Source organism: Stenotrophomonas sp. YJH_SMC_127, assembly GCF_059372445.1.
The window spans coordinates 170,026-183,201 of sequence record NZ_JCAFVO010000001.1 but is presented as its reverse complement, the minus strand read 5'-3'; the positions used below and the strand labels follow the sequence as shown (position 1 = coordinate 183,201).

Below are 13,176 nucleotides of genomic sequence, written 5' to 3'. Positions count from 1 at the left end.
CTCTACAGGCCGGTCAATGGGAGAACTCGCGCAGCATCACCGCGATCGAGGCCACGTTGGCCAGCACGCACAGCCAGAACACCCACTGGAATGCGGCTTTGCGATGCTTGTGGCGGAACAGCGCCTGGCCCAGCAGCGCGCCGGGCCAGCCTCCGGCGAAGGCCAGCAGCTGCAGGGTGCGCTCGGGAATGCGCCATCGCTTTCGCTGCGCCGCGCGCTTGTCGTGGCCATACAGCCCGAACGACACCGCACTGGCCAGCAGGCACCAGCCACCCAGCCACAGCGGCAGCACACCGCTGATCATCAAGGCGGTCAGCGCGCCGAAGGCGGCCAGCGCGAGGTTACGCCGCCACGCCACTTACAGCGCGTCGAGGAAGCCGCGCACGGCGGGGCCGAAACGCTCGAAATCGACGAGGAAGGCATCATGGCCCTGTGGCGATTCCAGGCCGATGAAGCGCGCATCGGCACCGCCGGCACGCAGGCCGTCGGCGACCTGTTGCTGCTGCTGCACCGGGAACAGGATGTCGGTGTTGGCGCCGATGGCCAGTGCCTTCTCCACCCGGATCTTCGCCAGCCCGGCCAGCACATCGCCGTCGGCGTACTCGGCCAGGTCGAACCAATCCATCGAACGGCTCAGGTACAGATAGCAGTTGGGATCGAAGAAACGCACGAAGCGCCGTGCGTGGCCTTCCAGATAGCTTTCCACCTGGAATTCCAGCCCGAACGGATCGTCGTCGGCCTGGTCCGAATCCAGCCGCACGCGGCCGAAGCGGCCATCCCATTCCAGTGCCGAGCGGTAGGTGATCACGCCCAGCTTGCGCGCCATGCGCATGCCGGACTCGGGGTACTCGGCATCGTCGTAGTGGCCGCCATTCCAGCGCGGGTCGAGACGGATCGCCTCGCGCTGCAGCGAGCGGATCGCGATCGAGAACGGCAGCGCCTGCGCACTGCCGGAAATGTTGACGTGGCTGCGCGCGATGCCCGGGTGCAGCATCAGCACGGCCAGCGCGGTCATCCCGCCCATGGAATTGCCGACCACGCAGGCCAGCTGCGCGATGCCCAGCGCACGCACGACTTCGATCGCGGCGCGAGCGCCGTCTTCGATCGACAGCTCGGGGAAGTCCAGGCGGTAGGGCTCACCGCTGGCCGGGTTGATCGAGGCGGGGCCGGTCGATCCCTTGCAGCTGCCCAGCGAATTCACGCAGACCACGAACCAGCGGCGGGTATCGATGGGTTTGCCGGGGCCAACCATCGCTTCCCACCAGCCCGGCGCCGGATTGGCCTCGTTGGCCGCCGCATGCGCATCCGGCGACAGGCCGGTCACGATCAGGATCGCATTGCTGGCGTCAGCGGCCAGCGTGCCCCAGGTCTCGTAGGCCACGCGTGCGCCGTGCAGGGTGCCACCGCGCTTGAACGGGAACGGCGAGGGCAGGGCGTGGAAGCGGGTGCCGGGCGGGATGAATTCGGTCATGCAGTCATTCTAGCGGGGCTGCATGTGGAGCTGGCGACACGCTGGTTTCCATGGATGGATGGACGCGGACCGGACCGTCGCATCCACGCATGGCGTGGATCTACTGTAGAGCCGAGCCCATGCTCGGCTGCGGTTGAGTTGCCGGCGCCGGGCAGCCGAGCATGGGCTCGGCTCTACAGGTCAAGGGAAGCGCAGCTCCACAACACCGTCGTGGGGCAGGCTTACCTTCACCGGAACGCTCTGCAGGTCGTCCTCGCTGCGGTTGGCGCTGCCGCTGCGCGAGATGCGTGCCACCACTTCCACTTCGCGATGGGCCGACAGCGGTGCGGTCGGCATCGGGCTGTCACCGTCGCCCAGCCCGACCGTGTCCGGGAATCCGGCCAGGGGCAGCTTGCGCGCGGCCACCGGCATCGGTGGTCCACCAACGGCGCGGGCCAACACGAATACCTGGGTGCTGGCCGGCCACTCGGTGCCCTTCAACGCAGGCAGGTGCACACGCACCTGCAGCAGTGCCGGTGGCGACGCGGGCGCAGCATCGGGCGCCTGGCCGGCGGCCTCGCGCGCGATGGCGATCTGTGCCTGCAGCGCCTGCGCGGCACCCGGCTCCAGTCGTGGCAGCAGGCCGCTCCACACATCCGCGGCCTCGGCGTTCTTTCCGCGCTGGCGCAGGGCGATGCCCAGCAGCCAGCTGGCGCGCTCGGCATCGGGAGCCTGTGCGCGCGCCTGCTGCAACCAGGCCATTGCGGTGTCATCGAACTGCTTGCCGGCATCAGCCTGCGCGCGCGCCTGCGCGGCTTCCACCAGCACGCCCGGATCATCCGGTGCCAATGCGGCGGCCCTCGCGAAGGCATCCGCCGCGGCTGCGGCGTTGCCCAGTTCGGCCTGCGACCGGCCCAGCAGCGCCCAGCCATCAGCCCGCTGCGGGTCTCGCTCCAGTGCGTCCTGCAGGGCCTGCACGCCATCGCGCAGGGAGGCTACCGACGGCGTCGGCTGTACCTGTGCTGCACGCGGATCACCGATCAGCAGGTACAGGCAGGCACCGGCCACGCCCAGTGCGAACACGCCGACCACGAAACCGCGACGGCCGTGGTGGCGCAACGGCCACAGCACCAGTGCTGCCATCAGCGCAGCAACCAGACCGGCCAGCACCGGCAGCCAATGGTTCACCATTCGTCTCCTTCATCGGCCTTGCCGGCCGGCGCCGCGCCGACGGTGCGTCCACGTCGGCGGACGATGCCCAGCACCAACAGTGCACCGGCGCCGAGCACCAGCAGGGGGCCACCCCACAGCAGCCAGGTGCCCGGCTGCAACGGTGGTTGATAGAGCACGAACTCACCGTAGCGCGCGACCAGGAACTGCTTGATCTGTGCGTCGTCGTGGCCCTGCTGCATCAGCTGCAGCACCTCGCGGCGCAGGTCCTGGGCGATCTGCGCGTTGGAATCGGCCAGCGACTGGTTCTGGCACTGCACGCAGCGCAGCTGTGCGGCCAGGTCATGGAAGCGGCGTTCCTCGGCGTCATCGCGGAACTGCAGCGGCTGCGGATCGTGCAGCGGCTGCTGGGCCAGCGCGGCCAGCGGCAGCATCAGGAGCAGCAACGCCCGCAGCCAGCGCATGGGTTCAGGGCGCCGTATGCAGGGTGTTGCCGGCACTGCCCTGGGCCTTCTCGATCTTCTGCAGCGCCGGGATCAGCTTCTCGTCGACCACGCGCTGGGTCATCGCACCGCTGTACTTCCAGCGCACGATGCCGCTGCCATCGACCAGGAAGGTTTCCGGTGCGGCGGTCACGCCCCAGTCGATCGCGGTACGGCCCTCGACATCGCTGAGCACGACCATGAACGGGTTGCCCAGCTGTTCCAGCCAGTGCAACGCGTCGGTCGGGTCGTCCTTCCAGTTGTAGCCGATCACGCGCACACGCTTGCTTTCCGCGAAGCGGGTCAGCACCGGGTGTTCTTCGCGGCAGGCCGCGCACCAGCTGCCCCACACGTTCAGCAGGTAGGGTGCGCCGCGCAGGTCGTCGCTGTGCACGATCATTTCCGGGTCGTGCAGCACCGGCAGCGCGAATGCCGGCGCCGGTTTGTCGATCAGTGCCGACGGCAGTACGTCGCGCTGCGGATCGCCTGATTTCATCACCCCGTAGATCATCAGCCCGAGCAGGCCGAAGAAGAACAGCACGCCGATCACGATGGCTACCGGCGGCAGCGGGCGGGAGGGACGCGGGGTGGGGGACTCGGACATGGGAACTCCTACGGACGACGGAAACGGCGATCGGCGGCGGTGATGAATCCGCCCAGGGCCATCAACAGCGCGCCCAGCCAGATCCAGCGCACGTACGGCTTGATGTGCACCCGGACCGCCCATGCATTGTTGCCCAGCGGCTCGCCCAATGCCACGTAGACATCACCATTGAAGCGTGCATCGATGCCGGCCTCGGTCATCACCTGGCCGCCGCTGGCGTACTGGCGCTTCTCCGGATGCAGCAGGGCCAGCTCGCGGCCGTCGCGGAACACGCGCAGGTGGCCGCGGTCGGCGATGAAGTTCGGGCCTTCGCGATGGTCCACACCTTCGAAGCGCACTTCGTGGCGACCGACCACCAGCTGCTGGCCTGGTGCCAGCGCCACTTCGCGCTGCACGTTCAGCGCCTCCACCAGCAGCGCGCCGGCCAGGAACACGGCAATGCCGGCGTGGGCGACGATCATGCCGAGCATTTCGGCGGTGAAGCGGCCATTGCCGCGCAGGCGCTGCCAGACGAAGCGTGCGGTGCCGAGCGCGACCCAGGCCGCAGCGGCCACGCCGATGCCGGCCTTCCACCCGTTCTGCGGCGCCTGCCACCAGGCCAGCGCGCCCAGCAGCAGCGCCAGGCCCAGCCACGGTGCCAGCAGCGCGAAGGCGCGCGAGGGCTGGTCACGCTGCCATTTCACCAGCGGGCCGAACGGCAGCAGCAGGATCATCGGCGCCATCAGCAGCAGGAACAGGCTGCCGAAGTAGGGCGGGCCGACCGAGATCTTGCCCAGCGACAGCGCATCGGCCAGCAGCGGGTACAGCGTGCCGAGCAGCACCATCGCGCAGGCGGTGGCCAGCAGCAGGTTGTTGGCCAGCAGCAGGGTCTCGCGCGAGGTGGCGGTGAAGCCACGGCGTGGGTCCTCGGCGTCCACGTTCAGCTGGCTGGCACGCAGCGCGTACAGCAGCAGGCTGCCACCGACCAGCACCGACAGGAAGACCAGGATGAACAAGCCGCGCGAGGGATCGGCGGCGAACGAATGCACGCTGGTCAGCACGCCCGAGCGCACCAGGAACGTGCCCAGCAGCGACAGCGCGAAGGCGGCGATCGCCAGCAGCAGGGTCCAGCTGCCGAAGGTGCCGCGCTTTTCAGTGACGGCCTGCGAATGGATCAATGCCGCACCGACCAGCCACGGCATGAAGCTGGCGTTCTCCACCGGGTCCCAGAACCACCAGCCGCCCCAGCCCAGCTCGTAATAGGCCCACCAGCTGCCCAGCGCGATGCCCAGGGTCAAAAAGCCCCAGGCGACGTTGGTCCATGGCCGCGTCCAGCGCAGCCAGCGTGCGTCGACGCGGCCTTCCAGCAGTGCGGCAACCGCGAAGGCGAACGGCACCGCGAAGCCGACATAGCCCAGGTACAGCATGGGCGGATGGATGATCAGCCCCGGGTCCTGCAGCAGCGGATTGAGGTCGCGGCCTTCCAGCGGTGCCGGGTTCAGGCGCAGGAACGGGTTGGAGGTGAAGATCAGGAAGGCGAGGAAGCCGACGCTGACCACGCCCATCACCGCCAGCACGCGCGCCTGCACCGGTGCCGGCAAGTGCCGCGAGAACAGCGCCACCGCGCCGGACCACAGCGCCAGCACCAGCGCCCACATCAGCAGCGAGCCCTCGTGCGCGCCCCAGACCGCCGAGTAGCGGTAGACCATCGGCAGCAGCGTATTGGAGTTCTCGGCCACGTAGCGCACCGAGAAGTCCTGCTGCACGAACGCGGCGGTCAGTACCGCGAACGCGCCGGCGACCAGCAGCAGCTGCGCGAACGCGGCAGGTCGTGCCACCGCCATCCACGCCGTATTGTTGCGCTGCGCGCCCACCAGCGGCAGGCCGGCCTGCAGCAGCGAGGCCAGCAACGCGCACAGCAGCAGGATCTGACCCAGTTCGGGCAGCACTCAGCGCACCTCGGGTGCCGTCACCGGCACGTCGTGCTTGCGATGGGCGTCGCCCATCTTGTCGGCCACTTCCTTCGGTACGTACTTCTCATCGTGCTTGGCCAGCACCTCGTCGGCGACGAAGGTGCCGTCCTGCAGGCGGCCGCTGGCGACCACCGCCGTGCCTTCGGCGAACATGTCCGGCAGGATCCGCGACGTGGTCACCGCCAGCTGCGCGTCGCCGTCGGTCACCTCGAAGCGTGCCTCCAGCGAGCCGACCGGTCGGTTGAAGGAACCTTTCACCACCATGCCACCGAGGCGGAAGCGCGACTGTGCATCGACATCGCCGCGCAGCACTTCCGACGGCGTGTACAGGTAGGCGATGTTGCGCTCCAGTGCCATCGCCACCAGTGCGGTGGCCAGGCCGGAGGCGAGCAGGGCCAGCAGCACCCACACCAGGCGGCGGCGCTGTACCGGGGTCATCGTTCCAGCTCCGTCGACAACGGCGCCGCTGCGTCCTGCCTGCCGGCGCGGGTCTGCTGGCGCTGCTGGCGGGCCAGTGCCAGCCGGCGCGCCACGCGCAGGCGCAGCCACGAACCGATGGCATCGGCGCCGAGCACCAGCACGAACACCGCGTAGGCACCGATCACATAGGGCAGGTGGGTCATGGCTGGGCCTCCCGGGCCGGGCGTCCGGCATCGACGCGGCCGCCGACCCAGGCCTTGCCGGCCTCGCGGTCGAGATTGTCGGCGCGGGCCTTGGCCAGCACCGAACCGGCGAACCAGAACTTGGTGCCGATCACCATCCACCACAGCGGCGCGATCATCGCGCTGCTGATCGCCGATTCACCGAACACGCTGATCGACTGGCGCTGGTGCAGGCCGCCCCACCAGTCCACCGAGTAGCGGATCACCGGCAGCAGGCTGACACCGACAATGGCCAGCAGACCGGCCGCGCGCGCAGCGCTGCGGCGGTCCTCGATGGCGTGGTACAGGCCGATCACGCCCAGGTACAGGAACAGCAGCACCAGCTCGCTGGTCATGCGCGGGTCCCAGTCCCACCAAGTGCCCCAGGTGCCCTTGCCCCAGATGCTGCCGGTCAGCAGGGTGATCAGGGTGAAGCCGGCACCCATCGGCGCGCAGGCCATGGACAGGATCTCGCAGACCTTGATCCGCCAGATCAGTGCGATGGCCGCATACAGCGCCATCAGCGCGAAGACGAACAGGCTCATCCAGGCACTGGGCACGTGGATGTAGAGGATGCGGAAGCTGTCCAGCTGCTTGGCTTCCGGTGGCACCACCAGCAGCGCCTGCCACATGCCGACCAGCAGCACCGGCACCGCCGCGAGGTAGAACACCCGCGACCAGCGGGCAGCGAAATGGTCGAACGTGGGGGGCGAACCGAGTTGGTGGAACCAGCGGACAATCGGATTCATGCGTGGCGGCTATCCAGCAGGGGTGGATTGGCTCTCAGCTCGGTCAACTCAGAGAAATACGTATTGCAGCGGCAGTGGCCAGCGGCGCCAGCACCAGCGCGACCAGCAGGCCGGCGCCCAGCATCAGCAGCGCACCGACCGGATCCTGTCCGCGTCCGGCTGCCGCCAGGCTGCCTGCGCCGAACACCAGCACCGGCACGTACAGCGGCAACGACAGCAGCGCCACGAGAATACCAGAGCGTCGAATGCCTACGGTCAGCGCGGCGACCACGCCACCGATCAGGCTCAGCAACGGCGTGCCCAGCAGCAACGATGCCAGCAACATCGGCAGCTGGTCATGCGGCAGATGCAGCATTTCGGCCAGCAGCGGGCTGACCACGATCAGCGGCAGCGCAGTGGTGGCCCAATGCAGCAGCACGCGCACCAGCACCAGCCAGGCCAGCGGCACCGGCGCCAGCAGCCATTGTTCCAGCGAGCCATCCTCGGCGTCGGAGCGGAACAGCGAATCCAGCGACAGCTGTCCGGCCAGCAGCACGGCCAGCCACAGCACTGCACCGGCGGTGGCGGCCAACAGCTGTGGTTCGCGGCCCTGGGCCAGGGCGAACAGCACCACCACCAGCACCGCGAACAGCAGCGGTTGCAGCGCATCGCCGCGGCGGCGCCAGAGCAGGCGCAGGTCGCGCCTGAGCAGGGCGCCTGCGGTCTGCCACAGGCCCGGTTCGGTGCCCGGCGCGATCACGCGGCACCGCCGAGGTCGAGCTGGCGGGTGCGCACCGGCGGTGCGGCATAGGCACCGTGGGTGGTGACCAGCGCAGCGCCACCGGCGCGCAGGTGCGCCGAAATCATCCGGTTGACCAGGGTGATGCCCTCCAGGTCGAGGTTGGCATAGGGTTCGTCCAGCAGCCACAACGGTGCCGGCGACAGCCAGATGCGCGCCAGTGCCAGCCGCCGCTTCTGTCCGGCCGACAGATGCCGTACCAGGGTGTCCTCATAACCGGCCAGGCCGACGATGGCCAGCGCGTTGCCGGGCATCTGCCGCGCACGCCGTCCGTGCAGGCCGCACAGGAAATGCAGGTTTTCCAGCGTGCCGAGGTCCGGTTTCAGGGCCGGCAGGTGGCTGAGGTAGGCGACATAGCGCGCGCGCTCGGCATTGCTGGCCGGCTTGCCGTCGATCCGCACCTGGCCGGCACCGGGCCGGGCCAGGCCGGCCAGCACGCGCAGCAGGGTGGTCTTGCCGGCGCCATTGCCGCCCTGCACCAGCAGCGCTTCGCCGGCGTCCACATGGAAGTCCAGCGGGCCGAACACCGGCTCGTCATTGCGGGAGAAGCTCAGGCCGCTGGCAGCCAGCAATGCAGGGGTGTTCAAGGGGCAAAGGTCTTCATGCCGGAGTGCGGCGGCAATTGTAGCGGTGAATTCACAGGGTAGTGCCGGCCGCTGGCCGGCAGATGCGGCCAAGCGTCGCAGAGTGGCCGAGGTTGCCGGCCGGCGGCCGGCACTACCGAGGCAGGGATTGCGTAAACTCAGGGGCTGTCTCCCCATATCCCCAGGCCGATGCAACCCACCACCAAGCTGCCCAAGGTCGGTACCACGATCTTCACCGTGATGTCCCAGCTCGCCGCCGAACACGGCGCGGTCAACCTGGGCCAGGGTTTCCCGGACTTTTCGGCGCCGCAGCGCCTGATCGACGAGACCGCCAGGGCGATGGCCGCCGGGCTGAACCAGTATCCGCCGATGACCGGCGTGGCGCCGCTGCGCCAGGCCATCGCACAGAAGGCGCTGGACTGCTACGGCGCGCAGGTCGATGCGGACAGCGAGATCACCGTCACCAGCGGTGGCACCGAGGCCATCTTCAACGCCATCCACGCCGTGGTGCGTGCCGGCGAGGAAGTGATCGTGCTGGACCCGGCGTATGACTGCTACGAACCGGCGATCGACCTGGCCGGAGCCAGGGCCGTACATGTGTCGCTCGATCCGCAGACGTTCGCGGTCGATTGGGACCGCGTGCGCGCAGCGATCACCCCGCGCACCCGCATGCTGATCGTCAACACCCCGCACAATCCGTCCGGTGCGATGCTGTCGGCGCAGGACATGCAGGCGCTGGCCGAACTGCTGCGCGGCACGCAGATCTACCTGATCTCCGATGAGGTGTACGAACACATCATCTACGACGGCCGCCGCCATGAATCGGCGCTGCGCTACCCGGAACTGCGCGAGCGCGCGTTCGTCATCTCCAGCTTCGGCAAGACCTACCACTGCACCGGCTGGAAGATCGGCTATGCGATCGCCCCGCCGGCGCTGACCGCCGAGTTCCGCAAGGTGCACCAGTACAACACCTTCACCAGCTTCGGCCCGGCGCAGCATGGCTTCGCCGCGATGATCCGCGACGAACCCGAACACCACCTGGAACTGGGCGCGTTCTACCAGGCCAAGCGCGACCGCTTCCGTGAGCAGCTGGCCGGCACCCGCCTGAAGGCGCTGCCGGTCCCGGGTGGCTACTTCCAGCTGGTCGACTATTCGGCGATCAGCGACCTGCCGGACCATGAGTTCGTGAAGTGGCTGACCATCGAGAAGGGCGTCACCGCCATTCCGCTGTCGCCGTTCTATGAGACTCCCCCGGCCGGCCAGCGCCTGGTGCGCCTGTGCTTTGCCAAGAACGAAGCGACCATGGACGCGGCGATCGAACGCCTGCGCCTGCTGTGAGCGGAGACACGGACATGCAGGACCTGCGCATTTCCCTCGTCCAGGGCGACACCCGCTGGCATGACCCGGCCGGCAACCGCGCCTACTACGGTGCGTTGCTGGCACCGCTGGCCGGCAGCACCGATCTGGTGATCCTGCCGGAGACCTTCACCAGTGGCTTCTCCAACGACGCCATCGCCCAGGCCGAAGGAATGGACGGGCCGACCGTGGCCTGGGTGCGCGAACAGGCCAGGGCCTTGAACGCGGCAGTGATCGGCAGCGTGCAGCTGCGCGAGGGCAACGGCGTCTACAACCGCCTGCTGTTCGCAACGCCAGAGGGCGGCCTGCAGTACTACGACAAGCGCCACCTGTTCCGTTACGGCGGTGAGCACGAGCGCTATGCCGCCGGCCGTGAGCGCCTGAGCGTGGAATGGAAGGGCTGGCGGATCAATCCGCAGGTCTGCTACGACCTGCGCTTCCCGGTGTTCTGCCGCAACCGCTACAACGTCGAACGCCCGCAGCAGCTGGATTTCGACCTGCAGATCTTCGTCGCCAACTGGCCGTCGGCGCGCGCCTATGCATGGAAGACCCTGCTGCGTGCGCGGGCGATCGAGAACCTGTGCTTCGTGGCGGCGGTGAACCGCGTCGGCGTGGACGGCAACCAGCTGCACTACGCCGGCGACAGCGCGGTGATCGACTTCCTCGGCCAGCCGCAGGTGGAGATCCGCGAACGCGAACAGGTGGTGACCACCACCATTTCGGCCGAAGCACTGGCTGCACATCGCGCGCGTTTCCCGGCGATGCTCGATGCTGATGCCTTCCACCTGGACGAGCAGGCCTGAAACAGCACGACGGCGGCTGAATGCCTGCCACGCAGCGCGCGCGCCTGCATCCAGCGTGCACGCGCGCGCTGCTAGATTCGCCGGCAGTCCGACCGAACTGGAAGTCCTGCCATGAACAAGCCCTTCGCCCTGCTGCTGGCCCTGTCCGCTGCCACGCTGGCCCCGGCCGCGCACGCCGCCGGCAACCTCGATTGCCAGCTGCGCTACAACCTGTCCGGCTGGTCACTGATCTACAAGACCGCTTCCGGCAACGGCACGGTCAGCTGCAGCAACGGCACCAGCCTGCCGGTGCGTATCGAAGTGAAGGGCGGCGGCCTGACCGTGGGCAAGTCGAAGATCACCAATGGCCGTGGCAGCTTCACCGGCGCCGTCAGCGTCAACGAGCTGCTGGGCACCTACGCCTCGGTTGGCGCGCATGCGGGTGCCGTGAAGTCCAGCAACGCGCAGGTGATGATCAAGGGCGACATCTCGCTGGCCCTGTCCGGCACCGGCAAGGGCTGGGATCTGGGCGTGGACGGCGCCGCCTTCACCATCAGCCGGCGCTGAGCCGTGCCGGCCGCTGCAGCCACAATGCAAGCAGGCCGCACACGATGAGTGTCGGTGCCAGCAGTTGCAGTGCACCGACCACGGCCATCGCCACGCCGATCAACAGGTAGTAGAGCAGGCCGAACAGGGCGCCCGCGCTGCCCAGGCAGTGCGGGTATCCGCGGAGGGCCTGGCCCAGCACATTGGGAATGGCCAGGCCGAACCCGGCCACCACCGGTACCATCGCCGCGACCAGTGCCGGCTGATTGTGCAGCAAGGCAGCCAACAGGCCACCGGCCAGCACCAGTCCTGCGGCGAGCCGGATGCGCGTGGCGGAGGCAACGCCTGCGCGCAGCAGGCGAGCATTGCCCCATGCACCCAGCGCCGAGCCGAGCGCCAGCAGCGCGCCGCTGGCACCGAACCAGGCCAGCGGCCAGTGCAGGCGTTCGAATACGAACGGGCCCAGCGCGTACCAGCTGTACATCGCCACGTTGAACGCCATCACCAGCAGCGCCTGTGACCACATCCAGCGATCACGCAGCAGTTGCCACAACAGTGGCAGCATGGGGGTGTGCGCGACTTCCGCAGGGCGGCTCTCGCGCAGGCCCGTTGCGCATCCGAGCATCAGCAGGCTGACCATCAGCAGCAGGCCGGCCTGCACGCCGGCATAGCCATGGCTGTCCACCAGCAGCACACCCAGTGCCAGCCCGATCGCCGGGCTCAAGGCCAGCGCCATGCCGATCCACGAGAACGCCTGCGCCAACGCCGGACCCTTCAGGTGATCGCGCAGTACGGTCTGGGTTACCACCGAGGCCGCCGCCGCACCCAGTGCGGCCAGTGCCTGCGCCAGCAGGACCTGGCCGAACGTGCTGGCCAGCAGGCCGCCGCAGGCGGCCAGTACGAACACGGCCAGGCCGCAGAGCAGGGCAGGGCGACGACCGACATGGTCGGCCAGCCGCCCCCATAGCAGGACACCGGCGGCAAAACCGAACAGGTACAGGCTCATGGCCTGGCTGGCGGCGCCGGGGGGCAGTGCGAAGCGCCCGGCGAGGTCGGCCAGGGCCGGGCTGTACAGGGTCTGCGCCAACTGGGGGAACATCAGTAGCGCGATGGTGAGCAACAACAGGCGACGCGACATGCGGGTGCTCCGCAAACAGGGCCGCGTATTGTGGTGGCCGGCGGAGTGGCGCACTCTGTCGGTCCGGCCAGGAAATGGATGAAATCGGACATGGCGTGGCTGCAACCGGATGCGCACTTCGATGCGGATGCCTGGAGCGCACCGGTGCTGGGCATCGCGTCGTCGCTGGCCGATCATGATTCGGGTTGGCACCAGCACGCGCGCGCGCAGTTGCTGTACACCCGGCAGGGCTGCACGCGGCTGACCTTCGGCGACCGCATCAGCCTGCTGCCGCCCTCGCGCGCGGCATGGATTCCCGGCAGCCTGCGCCATCGCGCACAGATGCGCCAGGCCGTGGACTACCGCTCGCTGTATTTCGATGCCATGTTGTCGGCACGGCTGCCGCAGCAGCCGGCGATCATCGGCGTCGGCCCCCTGCTGCAGGCATTGCTGGAACCGATCGCGCAGGCGCCGTTCGACCATGACTGGCGGGCGCCACGCGCGCACCATCAATTGGCGTTGTGCGTGCTGGAGATCGCCGCCGCACCGGTGGCGCCGATGGACCTGCCGCTGCCACGCGATCCACGCATCGCGCGCTGCCTGCCGCTGGCCGAGCAGTTGCCGCCTGAACTGGGTGAGCTCGCCGCGCGTGCGGGCCTGAGCGTGCGCACGGTCGGCCGGTTGATGCAACGCGACACCGGCATGGGCTACCAGGCCTGGCGCCAGCAATGGCGCCTGATGCGCGCCATGGAGCTGCTGCTGCTTGGCCATCGCATCGGGCACGTTGCGCAGGACACTGGTTTTTCCGCCGAGAGCCCGTTCATCGCCTTTTTCCGCAGCATGACCGGCACCACGCCCGCCGCTTTCCAGCGACACGCAAAAGGGGACGGAGGGGATTAAGTCGCTTTCGCCCTTCGACGCACAGCGTGGCGAAAACGACTTAATCCCCTCCGTCCCCTTTTCAA

At 68.6% G+C, this 13,176-nt stretch carries 16 protein-coding genes; 4 read left to right on the top strand and 12 right to left on the bottom strand.

The features are described 5' to 3' along the window. Positions 1-13: 13 nt before the first annotated feature. From AC5QAB_RS00825 to ccmA, 11 genes are all read right to left on the bottom strand, one after another. On the bottom strand, positions 14-358 hold the full coding sequence (locus tag AC5QAB_RS00825) for a DUF1294 domain-containing protein (RefSeq protein ID WP_014647770.1): 345 nt from the start codon (positions 356-358) through the stop codon (positions 14-16). Continuing rightward, positions 359-1,471 carry a homoserine O-acetyltransferase MetX gene (gene metX / locus AC5QAB_RS00820; protein ID WP_164165735.1) on the bottom strand — a complete coding sequence of 371 codons (1,113 nt, stop codon included), beginning with the start codon at positions 1,469-1,471 and terminating at the stop codon, positions 359-361. Between the two features lie 180 nt (positions 1,472-1,651). Then, positions 1,652-2,641 (bottom strand): tetratricopeptide repeat protein, encoded by a 990-nt coding sequence (locus AC5QAB_RS00815; RefSeq protein WP_495233106.1) that lies wholly within the window; start codon positions 2,639-2,641, stop codon positions 1,652-1,654. Further along, the gene (locus AC5QAB_RS00810) at positions 2,635-3,084 is read right to left on the bottom strand and encodes a cytochrome c-type biogenesis protein (protein ID WP_495233105.1); all 450 of its coding nucleotides are present in this window, start codon (positions 3,082-3,084) and stop codon (positions 2,635-2,637) included. The genes AC5QAB_RS00815 and AC5QAB_RS00810 overlap by 7 nt, the downstream gene beginning before the upstream one ends. 4 nt (positions 3,085-3,088) lie before the next feature. Next, on the bottom strand, positions 3,089-3,706 hold the full coding sequence (locus AC5QAB_RS00805; RefSeq protein WP_014647766.1) for a DsbE family thiol:disulfide interchange protein: 618 nt from the start codon (positions 3,704-3,706) through the stop codon (positions 3,089-3,091). An 8-nt stretch (positions 3,707-3,714) separates the two neighbouring features. After that, positions 3,715-5,634 (bottom strand): heme lyase CcmF/NrfE family subunit, encoded by a 1,920-nt coding sequence (locus AC5QAB_RS00800; RefSeq protein WP_495233104.1) that lies wholly within the window; start codon positions 5,632-5,634, stop codon positions 3,715-3,717. After that, a complete protein-coding gene (ccmE, locus tag AC5QAB_RS00795; protein WP_014647764.1) occupies positions 5,635-6,096 on the bottom strand; it encodes a cytochrome c maturation protein CcmE in 462 nt (153 codons plus the stop codon). After that, positions 6,093-6,281, bottom strand: coding sequence for a heme exporter protein CcmD (gene ccmD, locus AC5QAB_RS00790; RefSeq protein WP_005410342.1), 189 nt, complete (start codon positions 6,279-6,281; stop codon positions 6,093-6,095). Before ccmD ends, ccmE begins: the two co-directional genes overlap by 4 nt. Then, positions 6,278-7,048 (bottom strand): heme ABC transporter permease CcmC, encoded by a 771-nt coding sequence (gene ccmC, locus AC5QAB_RS00785; RefSeq protein WP_495233103.1) that lies wholly within the window; start codon positions 7,046-7,048, stop codon positions 6,278-6,280. The genes ccmD and ccmC overlap by 4 nt, the downstream gene beginning before the upstream one ends. Before the next feature lie 43 nt (positions 7,049-7,091). After that, on the bottom strand, positions 7,092-7,787 hold the full coding sequence (ccmB, locus tag AC5QAB_RS00780; protein WP_014647762.1) for a heme exporter protein CcmB: 696 nt from the start codon (positions 7,785-7,787) through the stop codon (positions 7,092-7,094). Beyond that, entirely contained in the window at positions 7,784-8,413 is a 630-nt protein-coding gene (gene ccmA, locus AC5QAB_RS00775; protein ID WP_014037834.1) for a heme ABC exporter ATP-binding protein CcmA, read from the bottom strand. Before ccmA ends, ccmB begins: the two co-directional genes overlap by 4 nt. A 186-nt stretch (positions 8,414-8,599) precedes the next feature. Between ccmA and AC5QAB_RS00770 the strand changes: the two genes are divergently transcribed. From AC5QAB_RS00770 to AC5QAB_RS00760, 3 genes are all read left to right on the top strand, one after another. Beyond that, the gene (locus AC5QAB_RS00770; protein WP_049406006.1) at positions 8,600-9,748 is read left to right on the top strand and encodes a pyridoxal phosphate-dependent aminotransferase; all 1,149 of its coding nucleotides are present in this window, start codon (positions 8,600-8,602) and stop codon (positions 9,746-9,748) included. A gap of 14 nt (positions 9,749-9,762) precedes the next feature. Continuing rightward, positions 9,763-10,569, top strand: coding sequence for an amidohydrolase (locus AC5QAB_RS00765; RefSeq protein WP_049406008.1), 807 nt, complete (start codon positions 9,763-9,765; stop codon positions 10,567-10,569). A 111-nt stretch (positions 10,570-10,680) separates the two neighbouring features. Beyond that, positions 10,681-11,115, top strand: a complete 435-nt coding sequence (locus tag AC5QAB_RS00760; protein WP_197561846.1) for a hypothetical protein — start codon at positions 10,681-10,683, stop codon at positions 11,113-11,115. On the opposite strand, the gene AC5QAB_RS00755 is transcribed toward AC5QAB_RS00760, so the two are convergent. Next, positions 11,102-12,232, bottom strand: a complete 1,131-nt coding sequence (locus AC5QAB_RS00755; protein WP_100450333.1) for an MFS transporter — start codon at positions 12,230-12,232, stop codon at positions 11,102-11,104. The two genes, AC5QAB_RS00760 and AC5QAB_RS00755, sit on opposite strands and share 14 nt — an antisense overlap. A gap of 90 nt (positions 12,233-12,322) precedes the next feature. Here AC5QAB_RS00755 and AC5QAB_RS00750 point away from each other — a divergent pair, with 90 nt between their 5' ends. After that, entirely contained in the window at positions 12,323-13,111 is a 789-nt protein-coding gene (locus tag AC5QAB_RS00750; RefSeq protein ID WP_164109466.1) for an AraC family transcriptional regulator, read from the top strand. The last annotated feature ends 65 nt before the right edge of the window (positions 13,112-13,176 follow it).

Coding starts and splice junctions, on each gene's coding strand:
- metX (WP_164165735.1), bottom strand. CDS start 1,471: ATGACCGAATTCATCCCGCCCGGCACCCGCTTCCACGCCCTGCCCTCG.
- AC5QAB_RS00815 (WP_495233106.1), bottom strand. CDS start 2,641: ATGGTGAACCATTGGCTGCCGGTGCTGGCCGGTCTGGTTGCTGCGCTG.
- AC5QAB_RS00810 (WP_495233105.1), bottom strand. CDS start 3,084: ATGCGCTGGCTGCGGGCGTTGCTGCTCCTGATGCTGCCGCTGGCCGCG.
- AC5QAB_RS00805 (WP_014647766.1), bottom strand. CDS start 3,706: ATGTCCGAGTCCCCCACCCCGCGTCCCTCCCGCCCGCTGCCGCCGGTA.
- ccmE (WP_014647764.1), bottom strand. CDS start 6,096: ATGACCCCGGTACAGCGCCGCCGCCTGGTGTGGGTGCTGCTGGCCCTG.
- ccmD (WP_005410342.1), bottom strand. CDS start 6,281: ATGACCCACCTGCCCTATGTGATCGGTGCCTACGCGGTGTTCGTGCTG.
- ccmC (WP_495233103.1), bottom strand. CDS start 7,048: ATGAATCCGATTGTCCGCTGGTTCCACCAACTCGGTTCGCCCCCCACG.
- AC5QAB_RS00770 (WP_049406006.1), top strand. CDS start 8,600: ATGCAACCCACCACCAAGCTGCCCAAGGTCGGTACCACGATCTTCACC.
- AC5QAB_RS00765 (WP_049406008.1), top strand. CDS start 9,763: ATGCAGGACCTGCGCATTTCCCTCGTCCAGGGCGACACCCGCTGGCAT.
- AC5QAB_RS00760 (WP_197561846.1), top strand. CDS start 10,681: ATGAACAAGCCCTTCGCCCTGCTGCTGGCCCTGTCCGCTGCCACGCTG.
- AC5QAB_RS00755 (WP_100450333.1), bottom strand. CDS start 12,232: ATGTCGCGTCGCCTGTTGTTGCTCACCATCGCGCTACTGATGTTCCCC.
- AC5QAB_RS00750 (WP_164109466.1), top strand. CDS start 12,323: ATGGCGTGGCTGCAACCGGATGCGCACTTCGATGCGGATGCCTGGAGC.